Below are 24,789 nucleotides of genomic sequence, written 5' to 3' on the forward strand. Positions count from 1 at the left end.
CGCGTTGTTTTTGTTATAATAGAATAAACTAACTTTTAGGAGAAATTATTATATGAGATGTCCAGCTTGTCAATACAACGGTACACGCGTTGTAGACTCAAGACCTGTTGATGATAATAAAGAAATTCGCAGACGTCGTGAATGTGAATCTTGTGCTTTTCGCTTTACGACATTTGAAAAAATTGAAGAAACCCCTTTAATCGTAGTGAAAAAGGATAGCTCACGCGAGGAGTTTAGTCGTGAAAAAGTGTTGCGTGGTCTGATCCGCGCATGTGAAAAGCGACCAGTTGCATTAGATCAATTAGAAGAGATTGTCCTATCGATTGAAAAGGAATTACGCCGATTAGGCAATGCGGAAGTACGCTCGGAAGATGTCGGGGAGATGGTGATGGACCGACTTGCAAAAATCGATGAGGTGGCCTATGTGCGCTTCGCTTCTGTTTACCGCCAATTTAAAGATATTACAGTCTTTATCGAGGAACTGAAAGAAATCATGACCCGTCAGTCAAATGACAAATAAGTGTTAGGAGGGATAAATGGTAATGATGAATCAGCTAAATCCATATGACCATTGTGAAATTCATTGCCCTCAAAATATCACTAGTGAGCATCAGCTTGCATTGCAATTATGCTATCAGCCGATTATCGGTGTTGAAGCTACCGCATTATATTTAAAGTTATGGGTTGAAACACAACAACACGAAAAAGCAACTTGTTTTCATAGCAACCTGCTGGATTCATTAAGTTTTAAACCGAAGCAATTACTACAAGCAAGAATTGTATTAGAGGCTATTGGTTTAGTGAAGTCATTTGAAAAGATGATGGATTCATATAAATCAATGAAGTATATTTTATATCCGCCTTTGACTGGCCGCGGCTTTTTTGACGATTCGATTCTTTCGGTAGCACTTTTACGAAAAATCGGTCGTGAACAGTATGAAGCATTACGAAATAAATTAACGAAACATGATATTTCCTTACATGGATACAAAGATGTGACATGCAGCTTTAACGATGCATTTGTAGCAATAACAGAAACTGAGCTAAAGCAAGTCATGCAGGAAAATACAGGTTCGGTAAATGAACGTTCAAAAATGTCGTACCCGTTTGAGTATGACTTATTTGATTTCAAAAGCTTCATGATGGGCATGAGCCAAAACTTGATCCCGAGTAAATTATTTACACTTGATATTAAAATTGCTATTGCCAAATTAGCTTTCATGTACAATTTCTCTGTAACGGACATGCAAAGAATTGTGTTATTGGCATGGGATACAGATGATGGACTTACAAAAAAAGAGCTGGAAAAACGCTGTGAAGAATATTACCAGCTGAACGTCGGTGTCTCGAAACCGAAACTGATCAAAAAACAGGACATTTTCCGTTCGGTAGAAGTTATGAACACTGCACCTGCAAAAACACAGAGAAACATTAATGATAAAGAAGGTTTAATCGAGTATTTAGAAAAAACCTCACCGATAGAAGTTTTCCAAAAATTTAACGGTTATTTGCCACCGGAATCCGTTGTAATGGAATTTAACAATTTCATTAGAAAAGGGGTCTCTTACGGCACATTGAATGTTTTAATTCATTATATTTCAATGAATGATGAACTGAATTACAATAAAAACTTTATGAAAGTTGTCATGAATAACTGGCTGAAAAAAGGTGCAAAAACAGCAGAAAATACAATGGAAATTGCAAAGGTTGAACATAGCTACCGTGATCGTAAATCGAAAAATTTATCGCAAATTACGGTTACGAATAACGATTTGAATAAAGTTGAAGAAAATAATAACTCGAAAAATGATTCTCCTGATTCAGCGTTAGTTGATTTTAAAAATTCTACGCCTTATCAGTATTTACTTATATTGACTCATGGTGAAGAACCATTTTCAGGGCATGTGAAAATAGCAGAATCGCTTTACAGTTCTTATGATATACCGATAGAAGTGGCGAACGTCATTATTCGCCATGTTTGGGATTCAACAAAAGGGAACCTACCAGAATCGTTTGTAGAAGCGTTAGCATCTGAAATCCGATACAATCAAATTAAAACAGCAGAGCAAGCATTGGACTATATTGAAAAGCGAAATGAACGCAATCTTATTAAAGTGACAGAAGATTATTTAACGGTAGATGACCAATCAATTCACTATGATAAAACGGTTCCTTATTATTTCTTGAAATCGCTCTATAAAGGGAAAAAGCCGGTAAAATTTATTGTCGATTTAGCGGAGGAACTCGTATTGCAGCAAGGGCTTTCGGTCGGCGCTGTCAACGTGCTGATGGAATATGCCTACAACGAGAGCAATGGGAAACTGACAAAAAACTTTGTGCAGTCAATCGCAGGTAACTGGATGTTAAATCCGCCTGCAAATGCTTTGGAAGCCCTTCGTATTGTTGAAGAAAGCGATGGATCTCAATTGAAGACTTCTAAAATTACGATGGATACACCGCTTGCATTTAAAGTTACGGTTAAGGATATGTCAAAATGGATTCCGGCTTTTGATGAAACATTGCCATATGATTTCATGAAAAACTTACTTAACGGTAAAGAACCGGTTGAAATGTTAGTGAAGCAAGTGGATGACCTTGTATTAAAACATGGCATTAAAGTTGGTGTTGTCAACGCAATTCTTGAATTTATATTAACGAATAAAACGAGCCGTTTTGGACGTAATCAAATTCAGACGCTGGCACTAAATATGCAGCTGAAAGATATCCTGTTGGCTAAAGATGCACTTGCTTACATTGAAACAAACTATAAAGAAAATAAAGTAGACGTGAAAATTACCGAGCAGGATTTACCGAAATATTATCCTGGGGATTATGTGTTTACGCCTGAATTGGCCCGCTATGAAAAAGCGACGCCTTATCTTTTTACAAAAGAATTAAACGATGGTCATGAACCATTTGCGTATGTTGTCGCAACAGCAGAAAAGTTAATCCTGCATTACAAGATGAATCCGGCTGTCGTCAATTACATGCTAGAGTATGTAATGGAAAAGACAGAAGGTGCATTGCCTGAAAAATATATTAACAGTGTCGCAAATACATGGCGAAACAATAAGATTCAGACGATTACCCAAGCGAAAGTTTATACTGAAATGCAAGACAAGAAGAACAAACAACGCGGTGCAAGGAAAGTTGGCGTAGTGCCGGATTGGTTTAAAGAAAAAGATCAGGTACCTGTACAACAAACTAATTCTAGCAATACTCAAAACCCAATTGATTTTGAAGAGCAGCGCAAAAAGTTATTAGAGCAATTAAATAGTGATTAAAAAGCAGGTGAGTACGATCGAACCAATAAAAGATTCGCTCAATAAAATTAACATCCCATCATTTGAGCAAAAATATAATGAATTAAAAAACCGGGTGCTTTCACATCCAAGTGTTCAACAGTTTATGAATGACCATAATATGACGGAAAACTCGGCTGTTATTCAATATGGAATGACGACACTTTTTGAATTTGTAGAGCAAAAGCACACTTGCTGTGGAGCCGGTTCAACATCGCAGTGTCAAAATTTCTATAAAGGTCATGTTCCGCAATTAATGCTTTCAAATGGTCAGATTAATATTATTTACCGAAAATGCGAGCAAATGTTAAAAGAAGATGACCAGCGTGAGCTAGCTTCAATGATGAAGACAATGTATATGCCAAAAGATGTCCTGAATGCAGACTTTAATGAAATGGATATGAATGATAACTCCCGTATGGCTGCAACACAGTTTATGGTCGAATTCAGGAAGCAATATCGGGAAACAAAAGAACTTCCTGCAAAAGGGCTGTATTTATACGGAACATTTGGTGTTGGCAAAACCTATATTTTAGGTGCCATCGCAAATGCTTTATCCAAAGAACGGATTCAAACTTTGTTAGTGTATATGCCGGAATTCATCCGAGAATTAAAGTCGTCGGTAACAGAGGGATCGATTGAGCAGAAAATCGATTTTGTAAAAAAAGTGCCGGTACTGATGCTGGATGATGTAGGTTCAGAGCCGATTTCTACATGGACAAGAGATGAAATTATCGGGTCAATCTTGCATTATCGAATGGCGGAAAAATTACCGACGTTTATATCTTCCAACTTCAATTACAAACAATTGGAAGAACAATGGGCGGTAACCGAACATGGGGCAATTGACGAAATGAAATCGGGCCGAATTTTACAACGAGTACAGGCATTAACAACACCGCTTGAAATTACAGGAACAAACCGCAGAAAATAAAATATTGAAAGTTTTATTTTTCAATATTGCATTTCTGCAAAATCGAGCGTATACTTTGTACGTAAATAAACAATAAATGCATTGAAGAGGACAACAAGTTTAACGAACTGGCTTTTAGAGAGGGAAGACACGGCTGCAAGCTTCCTAGCACAAGCGTTTTACTTTACTACCTTCGAGCAGTGACGGGGCCAATCCGTCATCGTTTCTCAGTACGTTAACTGACCGAGAGCTTCTGATTCGTTTTGCGAAGAAGGAAGAAGGGTGGCACCACGAGCATACAGCATCGTCCCTTTGTTGGGACGGTGCTTTTTATTTTGCCTAAAAAATAAGAGAAGCTACTAATACCGTTGATTTCCGTTACGGCGGACGCTTTCCGGGGGCGTGGCCTGAGCCTGTAGTCTCAGGCGTCACGCTATTCCCCCAGGAGTCACCGCCTTCACTCCAATCAACTAGTTTAGTCTCAAAATGCCCTTCGCTCTTCAATACAAAATAATTTGTTTTTTAAATTAATAAAGGAGGACAACAACATGTCAGAAATGATCAAATTAACATTCCCGGATGGCGCAGTGAAGGAATTTGCCAAGGGAACATCTACATTAGACGTTGCAGGCTCAATCAGCCCAGGTCTTAAAAAATCAACTTTAGCCGGGAAAATCAACGGCACATTAATCGATGCCAAAACAGGAATCGAACAAGATGGTGCGATCGAAATCATTACTAACAAATCAGACGAAGCGTTAGAAATTCTTCGCCATTCAACTGCCCACTTAACAGCACAGGCAGTAAAACGTCTTTACCCGGATGCAAAATTAGGTATCGGTCCAGTTATCGATTCAGGCTTCTACTATGACATCGATTCACCAACACCGATTACTGCAGAAGATTTACCAGCAATCGAAAAAGAAATGAAAAAAATTATTGCTGAAAACATCGAAATCGAGCGCAAAAACGTTTCTCGTGATGAAGCACAAAAAATATACGAGGAAGTCGGCGACGAATACAAATTAGAACTACTTGAAGCAATTCCGGCAGATGACCAAGTATCAATCTATTACCAAGGCGATTTCTTTGACCTTTGCCGTGGTGTACACGTACCATCTACAGGCAAATTAAAAGAGTTCAAATTATTATCTTTAGCAGGTGCTTACTGGCGCGGTAATTCAGACAACAAAATGCTGCAACGTATTTACGGTACTGCATTCTTCACTAAAGACGAGTTGAAGCACCACCTTCAAATGCTTGAAGAAGCAAAAGAACGTGACCACCGTAAAATCGGTAAAGAACTGGATTTATTCATGACTAGCCAAACAGTTGGTCAAGGTTTACCACTTTGGTTACCAAACGGTGCAACAATCCGCCGTACTATTGAACGTTATATTGTAGATAAAGAATTATCTTTAGGTTACAAACACGTTTACACACCAGTGCTAGGCTCGAAAAAATTATACGAAACATCTGGACACTGGGAGCACTATCAAGATGGCATGTTCCCGCCAATGGAAATGGACAATGAAACACTTGTTTTACGTCCAATGAACTGTCCTCACCATATGATGGTATTCAAAAACGGTCTGCACTCTTACCGTCACTTACCAATCCGTATCGCAGAACTTGGTACAATGCACCGTTATGAAATGAGTGGTGCCGTATCTGGTCTGCAACGAGTACGTGGAATGACTTTAAATGACGCACACATTTTCGTACGTCCGGATCAAATTAAAGCAGAATTCAAAAAAGTAGTGGAACTGATTTTAGAAGTTTATAAAGACTTTGATCTTAAAGATTTCTCATTCCGTCTTTCTTACCGCGATCCGAACAACACTGAGAAATACTTTGATGACGATCAAATGTGGGAAACTGCACAAGCAATGTTAAAAGAGGCGATGGATGAGCTTGGTTATGACTACTTCATCGCTGAAGATGAAGCAGCATTCTATGGTCCGAAGTTAGACGTTCAAGTAAAAACAGCAATTGGTAAAGAGGAAACTTTATCGACTGCACAACTTGACTTCTTATTACCACAACGCTTCGACCTTTCTTACATTGGTGAAGACGGTCAGCCTCAACGCCCAGTTGTTATCCACCGTGGTGTTGTATCGACAATGGAACGTTTCGTTGCATTCTTAATTGAAGAATACAAAGGGGCATTCCCGACTTGGTTGGCGCCAGTGCAAGCAACAATTATTCCTGTATCAAACGCAGTGCACTATGATTATGCACGCGAAGTACAAGAAAAATTAGCTGCAGCTGGTATCCGTGTGGAAATGGATGACCGCGAAGAAAAACTAGGTTATAAAATCCGTGAAGCACAAATGCAAAAAATCCCGTACATGCTTGTACTTGGAGATAAAGAAGTTGCAGAAAATGCGGTAAATATCCGCCGTTACGGTTCGAAGGATTCAGAAACAATCAGCTTTGAACAGTTCCTGGCAGACATTACTGCAGAAGTGAAGAAATAATAAAAAAGAAGGTGTCCCGCATTTTGTGGGTCACCTTTTTTGTCGTCAATAATAGCAAGCTTCGATATCGATATTAATAACATATTTTACATTTCGATAAAATGTTGGTCCCTAATTAGATACCACGAATATTTTGAGTGAAACCCGGAAGTGAAAATTAATTTCATTTATTTTTTAAAGTAAATTAATCATATAAAAATGCTTGACGGTAATTGGATCTCATGTTAAGATTATTTAAGTTATGAATACAAAAGTTTGAAAGTAGAGGCTGCCCGCTTCTCACCTGACAAGTGCTTTTATATAAGTTACGTGCAGGTATTAGAAACGTTGAATTGTTTTACGCATGAATGCGTATGCACATATAGCGGGCGGACATCTCAAATGTCCGTCCTTTTTGTTTGTAAAACAAGAAGAACATATGGACATCACGCAGAGTTGTACCGTTCGACAGGGTTATACTTTACACCAACTCATGTATTCGCGACAAACACTTGGAGGTGGATTAATATTAGCAAAGACATGTATGTAAACGAAGGCATCCGCGCGCGAGAACTTCGTCTAATTGATCACAATGGTGATCAGCTTGGTTTAAAAACGCGTACAGAAGCGTTGGAAATTGCCGCTCGTGCTAACTTGGATCTTGTCCTTGTGGCCCCTCAAGCCAAGCCACCAGTCGCTCGTGTCATGGACTATGGTAAATTTAAGTTCGATCAGCAAAAGAAAGACCGTGAAATTCGTAAAAATTCTAAAGTTATCGTGATGAAAGAGGTTCGCTTGAGCCCGACAATCGATGAACATGATTTTCAAACGAAATTACGTAATGCGATTAAGTTCCTTGAAAAAGGAGATAAAGTTAAAGCTTCAATTCGCTTTAAAGGTCGTGCAATCACACACAAAGAAATTGGTCAGCGTGTGCTAGATCGCTTTGCTGAAGCTTGTGCTGAAGTATCTACGGTTGAACAAAAACCGAAGATGGAAGGCCGAAGCATGTTCTTAGTTCTTCAACCGAAGACAGAGAAATAATACGTATGTAGAAACAAGTTTAGGAGGAAATCGACATGCCAAAAATGAAAACTCACCGTGGAGCTGCGAAACGTTTCAAAAAAACAGGTACTGGTAAATTAAAATTTGACCGTGCTTATGGCTCTCACTTATTCGCTAACAAATCAACTAAAGCAAAACGTCACTTACGTAAAGCGAAAGTTGCAACTTCAGGCGATTTCAAGCGTATCCGTACATTATTAACTTACATGAAATAATCTTGACCGTTTAAAAGATTATTAATAACAAAAATAAAAATCAGCATTCGAAAGAATTAGCAGGAGGTAATTACTATGCCACGCGTAAAAGGCGGAACAGTAACACGCGCTCGTCGCAAAAAAGTTTTAAAATTAGCTAAAGGTTACTATGGTTCAAAACACACGTTATACAAAGTAGCTAACCAAGCAGTAATGAAATCAGGTCAATATGCATACCGTGACCGTCGTCAAAAGAAACGTGATTTCCGTAAATTATGGATCACTCGTATCAATGCAGCTGCTCGCATGAACGGTTTATCTTACTCTCGTTTAATGCACGGCTTAAAAGTAGCAGGTATCGAAGTTAACCGTAAAATGTTAGCTGACTTAGCTGTAACAGATAGCACAGCATTCGCTCAATTAGCTGAAGAAGCTAAAAAAGCAGTAGCTAAATAATTTTAGTATACAATAAAGGCTGATAGGGATTTGCTCCTTATCAGTCTTTTTTTGACTAGGGGGATTCAGATGGGATTAGCAGCAGTTTCATATGTCGCAGTTGTTTCACTCGTACTATGCGTATATATGTACATAGATAAAGAACGCGCTAAAAAGAAGGAATGGCGTATTTCCGAAAGAACACTATTAACATTAGGGGTACTCGGTGGCGCACTTGGCGGTGTTTTAGGGATGTATTTATTTCGTCATAAAACGAAGCATAACCAATTTGCATTTGGCTTTCCTTTACTTGGGGCAATTCATATATTTATACTAGTTCAGCTATTTTAATATGATCTTGGAGCATAGACTAAATTTGTCTGTGCTTTTTTTATGCATAGAAAAAGATTATTCATTTGTTAGATTAGTAGTTGTAATTTATAATAAATTCAGTAAATTCGAAAGCGGGGAGTAATGAAATGAGTAAATACGAAGAGCAATTATCTTATTTACAGAAGCCGAATGAAGAGGAAATACCGGAAGATATACAGCAACTTTTCGATCAACATGTTGAAAAGCAGCAGGAGCAAAATGGGTTTGTAAATAATTTATTTAAAATTCTTCCATTGAATGCGCTGCAGTATAAAGGATTTTTGGAATTTAAATATTCTCTGTTCAATGAAGAAACAACGTATTTATCATTAGCAGACAAGGAAATGATCGGGCTTGTCGTCTCTTCGACAAATAATTGCAGCTATTGCCTCACTTCTCATAGTGATGTCCTTCGGGGGCTAACAAAAAATCCGGGATGGGTTGACCAGTTAACATACAATTACCGCTCCGCAAAACTTACGGAAAAGCAGCGTGCGTTATGTGATTATGCATACCGTGTAACAAGGTATCCAAATGAAATAACGACAAAAGAAGTTGATTTACTACGTGAAGCGGGTTTTAATGACCATGAAATTTTGGAAGCCGCATATGTTGCCGGGTTCTTCAATTATACTAACCGCTGGGTAAGTACGATTGGAGCAGTTGCAAATCCCGGGCATTACGGACATAATCGGTAAACCGGATGCTGCAGTAAAATGCAGCATCCGGTTCTGTTTTAACTAATAAATAATAGGAGCATCATGACAATGCCAAGTGGAGGAAATAGTCGATATTTTAAACGTGTTTTTGCCTGAAGCCACTCGTTTTCCTGAACTGACATTAGTTGAAAAAAAGGAGCTTGTTTAATTTCGTTTAGAATAGAACTAAGGGCAACGTTTAAACCGATAAAAGAAAATATGAGGACGATTGCTTTTGCCCATATAGGAAGAACGAAGAGGAGGGCAATGGCAAGGACAATGAGCTGGACCGGTGATTTCAAGTAATTCAGTTTCCTCAATAATGTTTTGTAAATTAAATTATCGATACGATGGGTACTTAATATTTTCTTTTTCGCAGGTAAAATAAGCGGCTGTTTTGTCTTCGCTGGCATATAATGACGCATTTCCAAGCTGAATTGATATAGGTGCTTCATCCACCCGTAAAAGGCTTCGTATTCCCAGCGAGTTTCGATTGTCCAGTAACGATTGCTTAGTACGGTATTTAATAAAAGTAAGTGAGCAGCAAGAAGCAATAGGGAAAATACCCAAAATGGTAAAATAGCAAGGTTAAAAATTAAGAGTGCATTAATAATAAATAGTAACGGCCATTTTGTAAACCACTTTTGACATTTATACTGTATTAATATATGGAGTACGCTTATTATATTCAAAGCGAAAAGTACTTCCCAAAATGGTAGTACAAGAAAAGGTGAAGCGAGCGATAATAGTATGATAAGAACAAAGTTAAAATATATAAATGAATAACTATAACCAAATAATTTAATCTGATTAATTTTCCTTACTTGCTGCTTATAAAATAGCAAATCAGCATCGTATACAAAGAGGCGTATGGATGATTTTACTAGGAAAAAGCTTAATCCAAATAACAGAGTGAGTAAGAAATTTTGCTGAAGCTCGATTACCTGAAAATTAACAGCGAAATCGCGATATAAGAAAAAGCCAATAATGATACTAGGTACTACAAGGTATAGAAGGACTGTCCAATCTGTGATTGATTTAATAAGGTTAAAATTAAATTGATACGAGCGATAAAGGCGTTTTGAAAACATAGTTATAACCTGCCTTGAAATTCATAAAAGATATCTAGTAAAGAAATAGGTAGTCCAATCATTTGTTGAAGTTCACTCAATGATCCTTTAGCCTGGATTTTTCCTTCGTGGAGGAGAATGTAATGATCACATAGCATTTCAGCCATTTCTAATTGGTGTGTGCAAAGTAAAAAAGCGGCACCTTGTTGTTTACGTTCTTCGATTAAAACGAGCAGTTCCCGCATAGCTCGCGGATCAAGTCCCATGAAGGGTTCATCCAATATGTAAAGTGGTCTTTCAACTAAAAATGCCAATACAAGCATAACTTTTTGCTGCATCCCTTTTGAAAAGTATATCGGCAAATCATCCAGTCGCTGGTCTATTTGAAAGAGTGTAAGTAACTGCTCTGCCTTATCCCAAAGTGTTTTTTCTTTAAATTCATCAATTAAAAATTGAAGATGCTCACGCAGTGTAAAATGCTCGTATAATAATGGCCGTTCAGGTACATAACCGTACGAGGGGATGGCGATTGTCCCTTCAAAATAAGGAATAACACCAAGCATTGATTGAATTGTAGTACTTTTACCGGCACCGTTTCCCCCAATTAAACCAGTAATAGTCCCAGGCTGCATTGAAAATTCAATTTGTTCAATGCTTGATTGATTTGCAATATAACCTGCTTTCTTAATATCAATTTCCATAATATTTCACCTCATCCATTTATACGGACATATAAGAAAAAGGTTTCAAACATAAAAGCGAACCGTACAATCATACGGTTCGCTGTCCCCAGTTAGTCTTTCATCAGTTTTTCTATCGGATTTTTCCAATTAATCGAGGCGTTTGGATAATTCATGAGAATCTCGTTTTCCAAATACATAAAATCCTCTTTCGTAAACCCTTGAAGTTTCATCGCATCATGGACAAAGACGAAAATACTTACGACTTCAAATGCATTGTCCGTCGTACCTAAATATTTTTCTCCTTCAAATAATGCCCCCTTATACGATATGAAAAAGTTTTTCCGAATGTTTTTCACATCATCATAAAAATAATATTGTCCATTTTCATAGGCCTCATCCAATTTACGCTTTGGGTCGATTAAGTAGCGTACCCCTCTGTAAAATATGTAAATGATGAGAAGGATGATGGCAATTCGTAACAATAAAGCCATGAAACTTCCTCCTTGCTTACGGTGATTCCCTCCTATACGATTGAGTAGTATAAAAAGTTTCATTTTATTTTGAAAAAGAGGGATGTTTTAATGCAATTTCGTCAATTATTTGAAAAGCAACGGCAGCTAGACCGATTTATTGAAGAAAACCAACAAGTACAAAAAGATGTATTTGCCGAAAAAGGCCTCGCATTATTAGTTGAGCTAAGTGAATTGGCCAATGAAACACGCTGTTTCAAGTTCTGGTCAACGAAGGGGCCATCAAAAAGAGCTGTTCTTTTGGAGGAGTATGTTGACTCGGTCCACTTTATGCTCTCACTAGGAAATATTCGCGGTTTTCTATTGGAGGAATGGCCCTATTTAAAGAAGAAGCAAGAGTTAACAGAAACTTTTCTGAATACGACACAGACCATCCTGACCTTTCTGCAGCACCAAACAGAAGAAAATTACAGGGCGATGTGGGAACAATACAGCATAATTGCCTACAACCTGGATTTTTCAATTGATGATGTTTTGCATGCATATGAATTAAAAAATGAGAAGAATTATGAACGACAACGAAATGGCTATTAATTTACATAATGCCGAGAAACTATTTCACATTTCGAAATATTGTCGCTATAATAAAGATGAGTAATTATTAGGGGGAAAACCGACATGACAAAGCTTGATGCGACATTACAAATGTTCAAAGATTTAACAGATGCAAACGGTATACCAGGAAATGAACGTGCACCACGTGAGGTGATGAAAAAGTATATCGCACCTTATGCAGATGAGGTGGAAACAGATAACTTAGGAAGTTTAATCGCAAAAAAAGTAGGCGATGAAAACGGTCCGAAAATTATGGTTGCGGGTCACTTGGATGAAGTTGGTTTCATGGTTACACGCATCGATGATAAAGGGTTTGTCTTCTTCCAGACAGTAGGCGGCTGGTGGAGCCAAGTAATGCTTGCCCAACGTGTGACAATTACAACACGTAAAGGGGAAGAACTTATTGGTGTGATCGGATCAAAGCCACCACATATTTTACCGGCAGATGTTCGAAACAAAGTAGTAGATATTAAAACTATGTTCGTTGATATCGGTGCCACTTCAAAAGAAGAAGCAATGGAGTGGGGCGTACGTCCAGGCGATATGATTACACCATATTTCGAATTCAATGTAATGAAAAATGAAAAGCATTTATTAGCGAAAGCATGGGATAACCGCATTGGCTGTGCGATTGCGATTGATGTACTGAAAGCATTAAAAGACGAAAAGCATCCGAACATCGTGTATGGTGTCGGGAATGTACAGGAAGAAATCGGCCTTCGCGGTGCGAAAACTTCTACATTTAAAGTACAGCCGGATATCGGTTTTTCTGTAGATGTTGGTGTTGCTGGCGATACGCCGGGCGTGACACCGAAAGAATCGACTTCAAAAATGGGCGCAGGTCCACAAATCGTCGTATATGATGCATCAATGGTATCTCATACAGGTTTACGTGAATTTGTCCTTGATGTAGCTGAAGAAGCGGGCATTCCATACCAGTTCGAAGCAATGGCTGGCGGCGGTACGGATGCAGGAAGTATTCACATTACAGCAAATGGTGTACCATCATTGGCAATTGGTGTTGCAACACGCTATATTCACTCACATGCAGGAATCTTACATCGTGATGATTATGATAATGCGGTTAAATTAATTGTAGAGGTAATTAAACGATTAGACCGTGACGCAGTAAATAAAATTACATTTGAATAATCTATAAAAACTGCAGATAGAACAATTTGGGGAATTAGCAGCTTAATATTATAATATTAAAAATATCCATTTCCTTATAAGGAGATGGATATTTTTTTGAAATCGCCCCCTTTAACTACCAACCTCTTATATCCCTGTACATTCCGCAACCGACCTATTTTCTTAATAAAATAAGTATTTTTTGAATATTTGACTATAATCTGGCGATAATGAATTCATTAATCAGCAAAACATAGAGTAAGCAAAAAGTATAATTTTAGATAAATGGGGGAAGCTTATGTTTTTTGAAAAAAAGAATAATAAGGCAACGTTCAAAAAACAAACAGGAGATTTAACAAGGCCTTCAAAAGATAATCCGGATGAAAAAAAACAATCTACTTCATCAACTTCCGAAGTAACTACCAAAACGGATGATTGGCAACCCATTTCCGATTCAACTGATGTTTTTATAAAAGAAGTAAAAGAGCAAATTCATTCACCGGCTGATTTAGTAATTCGATATGTAACAGATTCAATTACTATTTTGTATATCGATAACTTAATAAAAGAAGATATATTAAACGGTAAAATATTACCTGTTTTGCAGAACATACAAGAAGGAACACCGAGTAGTATCAATAGTCAGTTACCTCTGTCACAAGTAAACGTGGAAAATAAATTAAATCAAAGTATCGATACTATGTTAACGGGCGCTGTTATGATTCATGTGGCGGGACATGCACTGGTCACTATGGTCATTATTCCGGCAAGAGAATCCCGGGGTTTGTCTGCACCTGAAAATGAATCGCAAGTTATCGGGTCGCAAGTGGGGTTTAATGAAAGTCTCTCCACAAATATCTCACTTGTTCGACGGTTTATTTTAAGTAAAAATCTTAGTAATGAAAAATTAAAGGTTGGGAATCAGACCAATACATCGCTCTCTATACTTTATATAGATGGTGTTGCATCAGAACAAAATGTAAATACTGTCCGACAAAGAATACAAGCTCTTGATATTGAAGATTTGATCGATAGTGCGGAACTTGCAGAATTAATCGATGACAGCTCCCTGTCTATATTTCCTCAAATGTTATTAACGGAGCGCCCAGATCGATTTTGCGATGGTTTATTGAGTGGGAAAATAGGCATTCTTGTTGATGGCAGTTCGATGGGGATACTTTGTCCTTACTCATTTATAGAGTTTTTTCAAAGTAGAGAAGACAAAAACCTGCGATGGCCAATTGCAACATTTATAAGATTGTTACGGTTTTTGGCTATTTTTATTTCCATTTTTTTTACCCCCATGTATGTAGCATCGTTAACTTTTCATTATGAAGTGATTCCACAGCCGCTTCTAGTGCCACTTAGTGAATCAAGAGCTAGAGTGCCGTTTCCACCAATACTGGAAGCACTTTTTCTGGAGTTGATTATGGAATTGCTTCGTGAAGCTGGAGCACGATTACCTACAAAAATAGGTCAAACAATTGGAATTGTCGGTGGGATTGTACTTGGTACAGCGGCAGTGGAGGCAGGGATTACGAGTAATATTCTTATTATTATTGTCGCGCTATGTGCGCTGTCTTCTTTTATTACACCGAGTTATATGATGGGAAATGTTATTAGATTGCTTCGCTTTCCAATCATCATTTTAGCTGGGTTTTGGGGTTATTATGGGATAATGCTGGCTCTTTGTATTCTGCTAATTCATTTATTAAGACAAACAAGTTTAGGTGCTCCTTATATGGCGCCATTTTACCCACCCAGACTTAAAGATTTGGGAGATAGTCTAATTCGTCTGCCATACCCGTTTATTATTCGCAAATCGCCAAATGCTAGAGTGGAGGATTCGGATTATTCAAAAATGCATGTAAAACTTAAGGGTAATAAGGAGAAGGTGAAAGAGTGAAGAACATGCTGCAAATTAATCCCACTCAAACATTCAATGCCCCTCTTCTCTTTTTCATCATTTCTTCTGCTCAAATAGGTGTAGGAGTTCATGGATTTCAAAGCATTATCTATAAAGATGCAAAACAAGATGCCTGGATTTCCATCATTATTAGTTTTATTGTTGCACATTTTATTGTCTTTATAATTTTTAAAACGCTGGAATTGTACGAATCAAATGATATTTATGGAGTGAATTTGGATTTATTTGGTAAATACTTAGGGAATTTTATTAATTTGACCTATATTGTTTATTGCGGTATGGCGTATTTTGCCATAATAAAAAATTATACAGATGTTATTAATACATGGGTATTTCCAGGCTTAAGTTCTTCGTTTATTACCATTACACTGCTTATAACTGTAGGTTATGCATTCACGGGCGGCCTACGAGTAATAATTGGAGTTTGTTTTTTTAGCTTTTTTTTAAGTCTCTGGATTTTAATTGTACTGTTATTTCCTATTGAATATTCGAATGTTAATTACCTGTTGCCTGTACTAGATAATGATTTTGTAAGTCTACTCAAAGGAGCGTACTCGATGACGCTTACGATTGTAGGTTTTGAAATAATTAATACGGTTTATCCATATGTCAAAGAAAAGAATAAAGCGCAAAAATTTGTACATTTTGGATTGCTGTTTACATTGGCTATTTATTTGTTTGTTATGTTGGTTACATTAACTTTTTTTAGTGGGGAACAGCTTGAGAAAACGATTTGGGCAACATTATCATTATTCAGCATTGTCCGTTTGCCATTTCTTGAACGGATTGAACTGATAACGGTCTGTTACTGGATGATGATAATTTTGCCGAACCTTTGTTTATTTGCATGGTCTGCTTATCGGGGGGTTAGCCGAATAATTAACATAACCGATAAAAAATTTGTTGTTATTTTCTCCCTTTTTATATTTTTAGGATCGTTGATTGTGGAGACACGGTTTGAGATTAATACATTCAACAACTATTTTGGGTACTATGCATTTTATATCGTATTTGCTTACCCTGTCTTATTATATTTCATTGCTCTCCTTAAGAAAAAAGTCTTTAAACGACAAGCGAGAAGGGAATGAATGAGCTGACTACGTTTAAAAAACTGATTTTACTGTTTGCCTGTATTATTTTTTTGGTAGGTTGTGCAGAACAGAAAATCCTTGAAAGAATCAGTTTAACGACATTGGTAGGCTTTGATTTAGCTGATGATGATAAGTTGGCCGCCACTGCTGTTATCCGACAAATTAATCCGGATTTAGAAAGTAAAATTGAATTGCAATCTGCAACTGCTTTAACAAGTAGGGGGGCACGTTCAAAAATTGATTTAAAAACATCGAAGACTATTGGCTCAGGGCAATTACGGGTTGTATTATACGGTGAAGAGCTGGCGAAAGTAGGTTTAAATGAGAACATTCATATCTTGAAAATGAATTCCGAAATCAGTAACGCAACATATATGGCTTCTGTGGAAGGGGATTTGAACGAACTATTAGAGTATAAGTATGAAAATATATCAGATCTAGGACAACATATTTATCAATTAATTAAATATAATGTAGACAAGCAGTATATTATTTCATCGACTCTCCATGAAATTAACAGAGATAAACTATCCTTTATAGGTAGTTATTCCATGCCAATATTAGAAAGAGAAGAAAATAATATCAAAATATCTGGTATAGCTTTTTTTAACGAAGGGAAAATAGTCGGCAAACTCCCGGCAGAGGAATCAATTTATATATTGATGGTTAAAGAGAAGACTCATAGTGGAACGCTTGAATTAGAAATACCTATAACAACATTGGAAAAATCCCCCTCTGATTCTTCGGAAGGACTGCCAATAGCCATTGACTCTATAAATTCAAAGCGGAAGATTAAATTAGTGGATCCAGCAGTGCCTGAATTCAATTTAACGATTAAAATTGATTGTCGGTTATTGGAAGTTGACTCAGATGTGAGCATGGATAATCCGAGCATCATTCATAAACTTGAGAAAGAAATCAACAAGAAAATTGAAAGTGAAATTAATCGAATTATAGACTATAGCCATGAAATCGATACCGATATATTCCAGTTTGGCGAATATTATAAAGCACAGAATCGAAATGCGGATATCGATAAAAATAAATGGGATGAAATGTTTTCCGAAATGAAAGTGAACGTTACAGTAAATACTACAATTATACGCGATGGTGTGTTTCAATAGTTCTCTATGAATCAAATTTGGGAAATGTTTTTAGGGGAAGGCGAAAACCATTAATTTTCCGATTGTCAGGAAAGTTAATGGTTTTTGTTTATTTTACATCATGTAGGGCAGTAAGCTTTGTTTCAATTGAGTTCGTTAAATCAGACGTCGCTTTAGGTACGAAACTTTCCAAAACAGGGTTGATCATCATCCCCATAAAACCGCCAGCAGATAAATCCAGGCTGCCTGTTACTTGAGTGGACTCGTTATTGCCGGTTGCAATGTTAAAGTAGCCGTTCCCGTCAAAGTTGTCGGACAAACCTTTTATGTTAAATTTTACATCAGTCGGTTCAACAGAATCAGTTATATCTACTTGAAGAATAATCTTCTTTTTCGTGAACCCTAAATCTGCAAGTAAAGTCCAAGTGAACTGCGTATCATGTATTGCTTCGTGCTCGATATAACCTGGAATTAATGGTGCCCAATTATTATAGTCGTTTAGAAAAAGCCATATTATCTCATTAGATAATGGTAATTCCACTGTGTGGATCGCGTTCGGCATAATGATTCCTCCTAAATCAGTTATAGAGTAAATTATTTCCAAAATGTACTGCTGTAAATAGTATGCTTAAAAATGAATTAGAATTCAATAAAAACGGAAATATTCTCCAAAAAACATAAAGTATATCCTTCGAGTGAGTTATTTCATCGTTCATGAATAAGTGTAATCATTATACAATTTAAATAATTTAAATAATTTATAATAATTCACTTGATTTTATATTTATTCATTTGTATAATAAAACCAACATAAAGCTCACAGAGGTGTGTAATGATGAAATTATTAGAAGAGGTGCAATTAAAGCCCGTTGAAAGTTTACAAGGAAAAGACTTATTAACATTGCTTGACTATACGAGTGAAGAAGTGAAGCAACTGCTTGAACTAGCTACACAGTTGAAAATAATTACAAAAGCGGGCAAATGTCCACGATTATTGGAAGGTAAGACACTTGGCATGATCTTTGAAAAAAGTTCAACGCGTACACGTGTATCATTTGAAGTAGGCATGCAGCAGCTTGGCGGATATGGAATGTATATGAATGCGCGCGATATGCAAATTGGCCGTGGTGAACCAATATCTGATACAGGAAGAGTATTGTCAGGTTATTTAGATGGAATCATGATCCGTGCCAACTCCCATAAGATGGTTGAAGAATTGGCTGATAACGCTTCGATTCCGGTCATTAATGGGTTAACGGACCTTGATCATCCATGTCAGGCATTAGCTGACCTTGAAACAATTGCCGAAAATAAAGGGGAATTGAAAGGATTAAAAATCGCTTATGTAGGTGATGGCAATAATGTAGCACATGCGCTTATCGCTGCAGCAGCACATGTTGGTATGCATGTAGCAGTTGCAACACCACCGGGATATGAATGTGATGAACGTATTATTGAAAAAGCACAAATGATCGCTTCTCGTAACGGCAGTACTATTGTTGTAACAAATGACCCAGTGGCAGCTGTTACAGATGCAGATGCGGTTTACGCAGATGTATGGACATCCATGGGGCAGGAAGAAGAAACACTAAAGCGACTGAAGGATTTTGAAAAGTATCAGATCAATGATGAATTGGTTGCCCATGCAAAGCCGGATTATATGTTCCTTCATTGTTTACCGGCACATCGAGAGGAAGAAGTTGCGACGTCAGTTATTGACGGCCCAAATTCTTATATATTTGAGCAAGCAGAAAATCGCCTGCATGCCCAAAAAGCAGTTTTAGTATCTTTATTGGCGTAAAATCAGTAACAAGCATTTGGCATTGTACTACGGGTTGTAGTCGCCGCTGCGAACAATGCATTATTTATGGGCAGGAAGGGCAAATAAATAATGTAGTAGTCCAACATGAATAACAATGGGAGACGCTGTGACGATTCATGAAGTACTACAAGTGATGTCTGTATTCAAGATGGAATGCCCCATCACTACATAGAAAAAGCAATCCGGGAGACGCTGGATTGCTTTTTTGTATGGAATCATAATTGAATGATGGATGGTTATGCTTATGGTTATGTTAGCTGACAAACTGCTTTGCCAGTTTTTGCGAAAATTCGCTTCGCTCGCTTTCGCTTGCACCATTCCACCATTTTTCCAGAAATACACCAAGGCCTGGAAGTAAATGCTCCTCACCGCGTGCAATGGCATCATTGACGATATCTTGAAATTCAGCGGCATCTGAGCCCGTTACATTGGCAGTAATTGCTTGTCTAATTTGAAAATCCATATGAAACCTCCTTTTCCCATACTTTGTTCAAAATAATAAAATTTATACATGGCATTGCGTTATGGATTACAAAATAATTGTGATAGAATATACAATCGAGTACGTAAAAAAGGACGGGAAATAATGAAAAGAATCGAATCGACACAAAATGCACTAGTGAAGCATTGGAAAAAGCTTGTTACACAACGTAAAGAGCGAGAAAAAACAGGAGAGTATATTGTAGAAGGCTTTCATTTAGTGGAAGAAGCGTTAAAGCATAAAGACCAAATCGTCCAGATTATTGTGCGTGATGGTGTTGATCTACCATTATTATGGGCAATAGATGAAGTAGTATTAGTCCATGTAAATGAGGCAGTATCAAAAGAAATTGCGGAAACTGAAAATTCCCAAGGGGTATTTGCCCATTGTAAGCAGCGCCAAATTTCCGAAGATGAACAATTTGATTGGAAAAAAGTACTGTTAGTCGATGCGGTCCAAGATCCGGGAAATATCGGCACGATGATCCGAACGGCAGATGCAGCAGGAATTGATGCAGTTGTGTTAGGGAAAGGCAGTGTCGATGCATTTAATCCAAAATCATTGCGTTCTGCACAAGGCTCCCATTTCCATATTCCTGTTGTACGTGGCGACTTGATGGAATGGGTAGAAAACCTGCAGGCTGACGGTATCCGTGTATTTGGCACTTCATTGGAAGAATCGATTTCATACAAAAAAGTAGAACCGAGTGATTCATTTGCTTTAATTGTGGGTAATGAAGGAAGTGGCATCAATCCGCAAATATTGGCAAAAACAGACCAAAACATCATCATTCCTATATTAGGCGGGGCAGAATCACTAAATGTTGCGGTGGCAACAGGAATTTTATTGTATGCATTTGTAAAATAAACAGGAAAACTTTAAGGTGGGATTTTGTAAGTAAGTACTTATAAAATCCTATTTCTTTTAAAATATTAGGTAAAAAGTGGAAATAAAACCCATAAAATGAAACGTATTGAGCTTTCTGATTAGTCCCAAAATATGAACTTTAACGAGTTCATAGAAATGTCATTTTTGAAATGAAGGTAACTTTTAGCTCGAAATCGCTTTATTTTACTGCGTTTGCCGTCATTATTTTAAAATATTAAAAAAGAATTGCTCGTAAATTGGGAGAAATAAGGGTTTTTTCCAATTTGATGTTTTGACACTTATTTGATGTTTAACTAAAATCTAAGTAGGTTAGACAGACGCCTTAAGTTATCACAATAAAAAAATAAAATAATGCTTTTTAAAATAGTGTGCAAACTGTTAATTATGGGATTCAATTTAAAGGTTCTAAATGGTGATGGATTGATGGTCTGACTATTTGCCACTATATGCATAGTGTAAATGGTAAAAAGTGAAAATATTCATTCGATGTCGCACTATCGTCATTATTTTATTTTCGCTCTCACATGAAAGCGCTTAAGCAAAATCTAACAAGCTTTATTTAATTGGAAAGGAGTCCAACTATGAAAGTAAATATGAAGGGAACATTACTCTCTTTCATGGGACTAGGTGCTATTCTTTTAGCAGGCTGTAACGATAAGTTAGCAGTTCTTGATCCTAAAGGTCCTCAAGCTCAAAGACAAGCCGATGACACAATGTTATTAATTTACTTAATGTCAGGGATTGTTTTAACAGTATTAGCAATTTTGGTGTTTATGTTATTTAAATACCGTGCATCAAAACAAAGTCCAGATTACGAGCCACCGCATATTCATGGCCACTGGCTTGTAGAAACATTTATGATTGGTATTCCTGTAATCATCGTTATTTTCTTATCATTTGTTTCTGTTAAGAGTAACTACATTGTTGAGAGTGTTCCTCAAGAATATGAGGATCAGGAACCTTTAGTTATTTATGCTTCATCATCTAACTGGAAATGGCACTTCAGCTATCCGGAACAAGATATTGAAACAGTAAATTACCTATACATTCCTGCTGGACGTGCAGTTGAATTTAAACTTTACTCTTATGGTCCAATTACAAGTTTCTGGATTCCACAACTTGGTGGTCAGAAATACGCAATGGCAGACATGGTAACAACATTACACTTAGCTGCAGATAACCCAGGCGAATTCTGGGGACGTAACGCGAACTTCTCAGGTCGTGGTACAGCAGAAAACATTTTTGATGTAACAGCTTTAACTCAAACAGAATTTGATGAATGGGTAACAGAAGTTCATGAAACGGCTGCTCCATTAACAGAAGAGAAGTTTGACGAATTATTAGAGCCAGGTCATCTTGGTAAATCAACTTATACTGGTACACATCTAGAGTTCTCACCAGCTCCGGAACACAACCATGAATCTTCAGACGAAGAAAAAGAAGATGAAGAGGATCATTCTTCACACTAATTTTTGAAAGTAACAACTTTTCGAAAGGAGTACTACTATGTCGGAATTCTTTGCACAGTTTGCAGTTCCACACCCAAGCACATTAATTTATATCGCAATGGCTTCTATAGTTTTAGGGTCAATCGCGTTAGTAGCGATCGTTACTTATTTTAAATTGTGGGGCTACTTATGGCGTGAATGGATTACAACTGTTGACCATAAAAAAATTGGTATCATGTATTTAATCACTGCTTTAGTTATGCTTTTCCGCGGCGGTGTCGATGCCGTAATGATGCGTTTACAGTTAGCTGTTCCAGATAACGGTTTCTTAGACGCTCAGCACTATAACGAAGTATTTACAACTCACGGAGTAGTCATGATTTTATTCATGGCAATGCCATTCATTACGTTCTTCTTTAACTTTTTAGTACCATTACAAATCGGGGCACGTGACGTAGCGTTCCCACGTTTAAACAACTTGGCATTCTGGTTATTCTTCATGGGGATGGGATTATTCAATATCTCATTCATCATCGGTGGATCTCCTGATTCTGGATGGACTTCATATTTCCCGTTAGCGGATAATGAGTTCAGTACATCAGTTGGTACAAACTATTACATGCTTGCACTGCAAATTGCGGGTCTTGGTACGTTAATGACAGGTATTAACTTCATTACGACTATCATGAAAATGCGTGCTCCAGGCATGACATTATTTAAAATGCCAATGTTCACTTGGTCAGCACTTATTGCAAACTTAATTATCGTATTCGCGTTCCCAGTATTAACAGTAGCATTAGCTATGGGTACAATGGACCGTCTATGGGATACTAAATTCTTTGCTATCGGTGACGGTGGTATGGACATGCTTTGGGCCAACCTATTCTGGGTTTGGGGTCACCCTGAAGTATATATCTTAATCTTACCGGCATTCGGTATTTTCTCTGAAGTTATTTCGACTTTCGCACGTCGTAACTTATATGGTTACACATCAATGGTTTGGTCAATGATCTTAATTTCAGTATTCTCGTTCGCTGTATGGACTCACCACTTCTTTACAATGGGTCAAGGTGCATTCACGAACTCGATCTTCTCGATCACAACAATGGCAATTGCGATCCCAACAGGGGTTAAAATTTTCAACTGGTTATTCACACTTTATAAAGGGAAAATTGTTATTACAACACCAATGTTGTATGCATTGCACTTCATTCCTTTATTCACACTTGGTGGTGTTACAGGGGTTATGCTTGCGATGTCAGCAGCTGACTACCAATACCACAACACAATGTTCTTAGTAGCCCACTTCCATAACGTAATCATCCCTGGTGTTGTTTACGCGATGTTAGCTGGTTTAACGTTCTACTGGCCAAAAATGTTCGGTTTCATGTTAAATGAGCGTCTTGGTAAAGCAACTGTTTGGGTAATGTCTACAGGTTTCGTACTATCATTCATTCCAATGTATATCACTGGTTTAGATGGTCAAGCACGTCGTATGTACACATACTCTGATGCTGCAGGTTTCAGTACATTAAACATGGTATCGTTCGTCGGTGCCGGAATTATGTCTATTTCATTCCTAATGCTAGTATGGAACATTTGGTACAGTTTCAAAAACTCTCCACGCGACATCGGTTCAGATCCATGGGATGCACGTGGTCTTGAGTGGGCGACTCATACACCAATTCCACACTATAACTTTGCAATCACTCCAGACGTAACTGATTCAAATTCAGAAGCATTCTGGGATTCTAAGAAAAACGGCACGAAGTTATTCAAAGGTGAAATTCAAGATATTCACATGCCAAATAACTCAGGTCAAACATTTATTTTATCAATATTCTTCTTCATCGGTGGTTTCGCTTTAGTATTCAGCATGTTCACTTTAGCAATCATCAGCTTAATCGGTATTTTAGCTTGCATGGGTTACCGTTCTCTAGAAGACGACCATGGCTACCATATCCATAAAGAAGAAGTAGAATTAATCGAGAAAAAATATGAAAAAGAAGGAGGTGCGAAATAATGGGTAAAGTTAATAACAATGTTCCATTGGAATATTCAACAGAGGAAAATAACCTGAAAATCTTCGGATTCTGGACTTTCCTAGGTGCGGAAATTATGTTATTCGGTACATTATTCGCATCATACTTTGTCCTTTCGGGTCGTACAGGTGACGGTCCAACTGCTGCTGAGATTTTCGAAATTGGTCCAGTATTGGCAGAAACATTTATTCTTTTAACATCAAGTTTTACAATCGGTTTAGCTATTCATGCTATGCGTCTTGGCAGTAAAAAAGCGACATTGTCATTTATGGGTATTACGTTATTACTTGGTGCAGCGTTCATTTCTGTAGAAATTTACGAATTTATACACTATGTACATGTTGGTGCAGGTATTACAACTAGTGCCTTCACATCTGCTTTATTAACAACGTTAGGAACACACGGTCTTCACGTAACGTTTGGTTTATTCTGGGGAATCTTCATTATGATCCAAATTGCCAAGCGCGGACTTAACTCAGTAACAGCAGGGAAAACATTTGTATTCTCACTATACTGGCACTTCCTGGATGTTGTTTGGATCTTCATCTTCAGTTTCATTTACTTGAAAGGAATGATGTAA

General features: G+C 37.4%; 24 protein-coding genes. 19 read left to right on the plus strand and 5 right to left on the minus strand.

Annotated elements, in window-relative coordinates; translation table 11 throughout:
- The first annotated feature begins 52 nt into the window (after positions 1 to 52).
- From nrdR to CBM15_RS03830, 9 genes are all read left to right on the plus strand, one after another.
- Positions 53 to 520: a transcriptional regulator NrdR gene (gene nrdR / locus CBM15_RS03790; RefSeq protein ID WP_014823133.1), complete on the plus strand. Its 468-nt coding sequence runs from the start codon at positions 53 to 55 to the stop codon at positions 518 to 520.
- 22 nt (positions 521 to 542) lie between these two features.
- A complete protein-coding gene (locus CBM15_RS03795; RefSeq protein ID WP_239534694.1) occupies positions 543 to 3,284 on the plus strand; it encodes a DnaD domain protein in 2,742 nt (913 codons plus the stop codon).
- Positions 3,277 to 4,236 carry a primosomal protein DnaI gene (dnaI, locus tag CBM15_RS03800; RefSeq protein ID WP_008407732.1) on the plus strand — a complete coding sequence of 320 codons (960 nt, stop codon included), beginning with the start codon at positions 3,277 to 3,279 and terminating at the stop codon, positions 4,234 to 4,236. Before CBM15_RS03795 ends, dnaI begins: the two co-directional genes overlap by 8 nt.
- Before the next feature lie 527 nt (positions 4,237 to 4,763).
- A complete protein-coding gene (gene thrS / locus CBM15_RS03805) occupies positions 4,764 to 6,695 on the plus strand; it encodes a threonine--tRNA ligase (RefSeq protein ID WP_008407730.1) in 1,932 nt (643 codons plus the stop codon).
- 519 nt (positions 6,696 to 7,214) lie between these two features.
- Complete coding sequence (gene infC / locus CBM15_RS03810) at positions 7,215 to 7,718, plus strand: translation initiation factor IF-3 (protein WP_039967350.1); 504 nt, start codon at positions 7,215 to 7,217, stop codon at positions 7,716 to 7,718.
- Positions 7,719 to 7,753: 35 nt separating this feature from the next.
- Positions 7,754 to 7,954 carry a 50S ribosomal protein L35 gene (gene rpmI, locus CBM15_RS03815; protein ID WP_008407727.1) on the plus strand — a complete coding sequence of 67 codons (201 nt, stop codon included), beginning with the start codon at positions 7,754 to 7,756 and terminating at the stop codon, positions 7,952 to 7,954.
- Positions 7,955 to 8,029: 75 nt separating this feature from the next.
- Complete coding sequence (rplT, locus tag CBM15_RS03820; RefSeq protein ID WP_008407725.1) at positions 8,030 to 8,389, plus strand: 50S ribosomal protein L20; 360 nt, start codon at positions 8,030 to 8,032, stop codon at positions 8,387 to 8,389.
- Between the two features lie 69 nt (positions 8,390 to 8,458).
- Positions 8,459 to 8,719, plus strand: coding sequence for a DUF1294 domain-containing protein (locus CBM15_RS03825; RefSeq protein ID WP_008407723.1), 261 nt, complete (start codon positions 8,459 to 8,461; stop codon positions 8,717 to 8,719).
- Positions 8,720 to 8,847: 128 nt separating this feature from the next.
- On the plus strand, positions 8,848 to 9,438 hold the full coding sequence (locus tag CBM15_RS03830; protein ID WP_008407721.1) for a peroxidase-related enzyme: 591 nt from the start codon (positions 8,848 to 8,850) through the stop codon (positions 9,436 to 9,438).
- Positions 9,439 to 9,476: 38 nt separating this feature from the next.
- Here the strand turns inward: CBM15_RS03830 and CBM15_RS03835 are convergent, their stop codons facing one another.
- From CBM15_RS03835 to CBM15_RS03845, 3 genes are all read right to left on the minus strand, one after another.
- Complete coding sequence (locus tag CBM15_RS03835) at positions 9,477 to 10,529, minus strand: ABC transporter permease (protein ID WP_087615794.1); 1,053 nt, start codon at positions 10,527 to 10,529, stop codon at positions 9,477 to 9,479.
- A 2-nt stretch (positions 10,530 to 10,531) separates the two neighbouring features.
- Positions 10,532 to 11,209, minus strand: coding sequence for an ABC transporter ATP-binding protein (locus CBM15_RS03840; protein ID WP_087615795.1), 678 nt, complete (start codon positions 11,207 to 11,209; stop codon positions 10,532 to 10,534).
- 92 nt (positions 11,210 to 11,301) lie between these two features.
- Positions 11,302 to 11,682 carry a hypothetical protein gene (locus CBM15_RS03845; RefSeq protein WP_008407719.1) on the minus strand — a complete coding sequence of 127 codons (381 nt, stop codon included), beginning with the start codon at positions 11,680 to 11,682 and terminating at the stop codon, positions 11,302 to 11,304.
- Positions 11,683 to 11,772: 90 nt separating this feature from the next.
- Between CBM15_RS03845 and CBM15_RS03850 the strand changes: the two genes are divergently transcribed.
- From CBM15_RS03850 to CBM15_RS03870, 5 genes are all read left to right on the plus strand, one after another.
- On the plus strand, positions 11,773 to 12,255 hold the full coding sequence (locus CBM15_RS03850; RefSeq protein WP_087615796.1) for a dUTP diphosphatase: 483 nt from the start codon (positions 11,773 to 11,775) through the stop codon (positions 12,253 to 12,255).
- A gap of 84 nt (positions 12,256 to 12,339) precedes the next feature.
- The gene (locus CBM15_RS03855) at positions 12,340 to 13,428 is read left to right on the plus strand and encodes a M42 family metallopeptidase (protein ID WP_087615797.1); all 1,089 of its coding nucleotides are present in this window, start codon (positions 12,340 to 12,342) and stop codon (positions 13,426 to 13,428) included.
- Positions 13,429 to 13,705: 277 nt separating this feature from the next.
- A complete protein-coding gene (locus CBM15_RS03860; RefSeq protein WP_087615798.1) occupies positions 13,706 to 15,313 on the plus strand; it encodes a spore germination protein in 1,608 nt (535 codons plus the stop codon).
- A gap of 5 nt (positions 15,314 to 15,318) precedes the next feature.
- Positions 15,319 to 16,422 carry a GerAB/ArcD/ProY family transporter gene (locus CBM15_RS03865; protein WP_239534728.1) on the plus strand — a complete coding sequence of 368 codons (1,104 nt, stop codon included), beginning with the start codon at positions 15,319 to 15,321 and terminating at the stop codon, positions 16,420 to 16,422.
- The gene (locus tag CBM15_RS03870; protein WP_087615800.1) at positions 16,419 to 17,549 is read left to right on the plus strand and encodes a Ger(x)C family spore germination protein; all 1,131 of its coding nucleotides are present in this window, start codon (positions 16,419 to 16,421) and stop codon (positions 17,547 to 17,549) included. The genes CBM15_RS03865 and CBM15_RS03870 overlap by 4 nt, the downstream gene beginning before the upstream one ends.
- An 88-nt stretch (positions 17,550 to 17,637) precedes the next feature.
- On the opposite strand, the gene CBM15_RS03875 is transcribed toward CBM15_RS03870, so the two are convergent.
- Entirely contained in the window at positions 17,638 to 18,090 is a 453-nt protein-coding gene (locus CBM15_RS03875; RefSeq protein WP_087615801.1) for an SRPBCC family protein, read from the minus strand.
- Between the two features lie 273 nt (positions 18,091 to 18,363).
- On the opposite strand from CBM15_RS03875, the gene argF reads away from it, so the two are divergent.
- Positions 18,364 to 19,329: an ornithine carbamoyltransferase gene (argF, locus tag CBM15_RS03880; protein ID WP_193433758.1), complete on the plus strand. Its 966-nt coding sequence runs from the start codon at positions 18,364 to 18,366 to the stop codon at positions 19,327 to 19,329.
- 274 nt (positions 19,330 to 19,603) lie between these two features.
- Here argF and sspI read toward each other — a convergent pair whose 3' ends face one another.
- Positions 19,604 to 19,813, minus strand: coding sequence for a small acid-soluble spore protein SspI (sspI, locus tag CBM15_RS03885; RefSeq protein WP_008407703.1), 210 nt, complete (start codon positions 19,811 to 19,813; stop codon positions 19,604 to 19,606).
- Positions 19,814 to 19,936: 123 nt separating this feature from the next.
- Between sspI and CBM15_RS03890 the strand changes: the two genes are divergently transcribed.
- The 4 genes from CBM15_RS03890 (at position 19,937) to qoxC (ending at position 24,789) form a co-directional block, all read left to right on the plus strand.
- Entirely contained in the window at positions 19,937 to 20,698 is a 762-nt protein-coding gene (locus CBM15_RS03890) for a TrmH family RNA methyltransferase (RefSeq protein WP_008407701.1), read from the plus strand.
- Positions 20,699 to 21,300: 602 nt separating this feature from the next.
- Positions 21,301 to 22,188, plus strand: a complete 888-nt coding sequence (qoxA, locus tag CBM15_RS03895) for a cytochrome aa3 quinol oxidase subunit II (protein WP_008407700.1) — start codon at positions 21,301 to 21,303, stop codon at positions 22,186 to 22,188.
- A 37-nt stretch (positions 22,189 to 22,225) separates the two neighbouring features.
- The gene (qoxB, locus tag CBM15_RS03900) at positions 22,226 to 24,190 is read left to right on the plus strand and encodes a cytochrome aa3 quinol oxidase subunit I (RefSeq protein WP_087615803.1); all 1,965 of its coding nucleotides are present in this window, start codon (positions 22,226 to 22,228) and stop codon (positions 24,188 to 24,190) included.
- A complete protein-coding gene (gene qoxC, locus CBM15_RS03905; RefSeq protein ID WP_008407696.1) occupies positions 24,190 to 24,789 on the plus strand; it encodes a cytochrome aa3 quinol oxidase subunit III in 600 nt (199 codons plus the stop codon). The genes qoxB and qoxC overlap by 1 nt, the downstream gene beginning before the upstream one ends.

Source organism: Solibacillus kalamii (assembly GCF_002174535.1).
GTDB classification, from domain to species: Bacteria; Bacillota; Bacilli; order Bacillales_A; family Planococcaceae; genus Solibacillus; species Solibacillus silvestris.

Excerpts from the sequence above, each read along its gene's own strand:
- argF (WP_193433758.1), top strand. The coding sequence starts at position 18,364 with ATGAAATTATTAGAAGAGGTGCAATTAAAGCCCGTTGAAAGTTTACAA.
- thrS (WP_008407730.1), top strand. The coding sequence starts at position 4,764 with ATGTCAGAAATGATCAAATTAACATTCCCGGATGGCGCAGTGAAGGAA.
- CBM15_RS03855 (WP_087615797.1), top strand. The coding sequence starts at position 12,340 with ATGACAAAGCTTGATGCGACATTACAAATGTTCAAAGATTTAACAGAT.
- CBM15_RS03825 (WP_008407723.1), top strand. The coding sequence starts at position 8,459 with ATGGGATTAGCAGCAGTTTCATATGTCGCAGTTGTTTCACTCGTACTA.
- rplT (WP_008407725.1), top strand. The coding sequence starts at position 8,030 with ATGCCACGCGTAAAAGGCGGAACAGTAACACGCGCTCGTCGCAAAAAA.
- qoxC (WP_008407696.1), top strand. The coding sequence starts at position 24,190 with ATGGGTAAAGTTAATAACAATGTTCCATTGGAATATTCAACAGAGGAA.
- qoxB (WP_087615803.1), top strand. The coding sequence starts at position 22,226 with ATGTCGGAATTCTTTGCACAGTTTGCAGTTCCACACCCAAGCACATTA.
- CBM15_RS03890 (WP_008407701.1), top strand. The coding sequence starts at position 19,937 with ATGAAAAGAATCGAATCGACACAAAATGCACTAGTGAAGCATTGGAAA.
- CBM15_RS03865 (WP_239534728.1), top strand. The coding sequence starts at position 15,319 with ATGCTGCAAATTAATCCCACTCAAACATTCAATGCCCCTCTTCTCTTT.
- CBM15_RS03860 (WP_087615798.1), top strand. The coding sequence starts at position 13,706 with ATGTTTTTTGAAAAAAAGAATAATAAGGCAACGTTCAAAAAACAAACA.
- sspI (WP_008407703.1), bottom strand. The coding sequence starts at position 19,813 with ATGGATTTTCAAATTAGACAAGCAATTACTGCCAATGTAACGGGCTCA.
- qoxA (WP_008407700.1), top strand. The coding sequence starts at position 21,301 with ATGAAAGTAAATATGAAGGGAACATTACTCTCTTTCATGGGACTAGGT.
- infC (WP_039967350.1), top strand. The coding sequence starts at position 7,215 with ATGTATGTAAACGAAGGCATCCGCGCGCGAGAACTTCGTCTAATTGAT.
- CBM15_RS03795 (WP_239534694.1), top strand. The coding sequence starts at position 543 with ATGATGAATCAGCTAAATCCATATGACCATTGTGAAATTCATTGCCCT.
- CBM15_RS03870 (WP_087615800.1), top strand. The coding sequence starts at position 16,419 with ATGAATGAGCTGACTACGTTTAAAAAACTGATTTTACTGTTTGCCTGT.
- nrdR (WP_014823133.1), top strand. The coding sequence starts at position 53 with ATGAGATGTCCAGCTTGTCAATACAACGGTACACGCGTTGTAGACTCA.
- rpmI (WP_008407727.1), top strand. The coding sequence starts at position 7,754 with ATGCCAAAAATGAAAACTCACCGTGGAGCTGCGAAACGTTTCAAAAAA.
- CBM15_RS03840 (WP_087615795.1), bottom strand. The coding sequence starts at position 11,209 with ATGGAAATTGATATTAAGAAAGCAGGTTATATTGCAAATCAATCAAGC.
- CBM15_RS03875 (WP_087615801.1), bottom strand. The coding sequence starts at position 18,090 with ATGCCGAACGCGATCCACACAGTGGAATTACCATTATCTAATGAGATA.
- CBM15_RS03835 (WP_087615794.1), bottom strand. The coding sequence starts at position 10,529 with ATGTTTTCAAAACGCCTTTATCGCTCGTATCAATTTAATTTTAACCTT.
- CBM15_RS03830 (WP_008407721.1), top strand. The coding sequence starts at position 8,848 with ATGAGTAAATACGAAGAGCAATTATCTTATTTACAGAAGCCGAATGAA.
- CBM15_RS03850 (WP_087615796.1), top strand. The coding sequence starts at position 11,773 with ATGCAATTTCGTCAATTATTTGAAAAGCAACGGCAGCTAGACCGATTT.
- CBM15_RS03845 (WP_008407719.1), bottom strand. The coding sequence starts at position 11,682 with ATGGCTTTATTGTTACGAATTGCCATCATCCTTCTCATCATTTACATA.